Origin of the sequence: Acetobacter sicerae (assembly GCF_011516765.1) — a bacterium.
GTDB lineage: Bacteria > Pseudomonadota > Alphaproteobacteria > Acetobacterales > Acetobacteraceae > Acetobacter > Acetobacter sicerae.
This window is the reverse complement of record NZ_JAAABN010000091.1, coordinates 1-544: the sequence shown is the minus strand read 5'-3', so window position 1 is coordinate 544 and position 544 is coordinate 1. Positions and strand designations below refer to the sequence as shown.

Below are 544 nucleotides of genomic sequence, written 5' to 3'. Positions count from 1 at the left end.
CAGGACGATGCTGGAATCCCATGCACCTGATGTTTCGGTCGCGATCAGCCGGGGCTTGCCTTCCGTTACGGTGCCGGTCTTGTCGATCACCAGCGTATCGACCGTATCCAGCGCCTGCAGTGCTTCGGCGTTGCGAACCAGCACGCCGGCTCGCGCCCCGCGTCCCATGCCGACCATGATCGACATCGGAGTGGCCAGGCCCAGCGCGCACGGGCAGGCGATCACCAGGACCGCAATGGCGTTCAGCAGTGCGTGTCCGAAGCGCGGTTGCGGACCGATCAGAAGCCAGACGACGAAGGTCAGCAGGGACACAAGCACGACCAGCGGCACGAACCAGCCGGAGACCCGGTCCGCCACCGCCTGGATCGGTGCCCGTGTACGCTGCGCAGCCGCCACCATGCTGACGATTCGGGCCAGCATCGTGTCCGAGCCAACGGCCTCGGCCGTCATCAGCAGGCTGCCGGTGCCGTTGATGGTTCCGCCCGTCACCTTGTCACCCGGGCCCTTGGCGACAGGTGCTGGCTCTCCTGTCAGCATGGCTTCG

Annotated in this window: 1 protein-coding gene; it reads right to left on the bottom strand. The window is 66.5% G+C overall.

Annotation, left to right across the window (positions count from 1 at the left end):
* A partial coding sequence (locus GVI59_RS18745; protein WP_173575545.1) for an HAD-IC family P-type ATPase occupies positions 1–544 on the bottom strand: 544 nt, incomplete at both ends.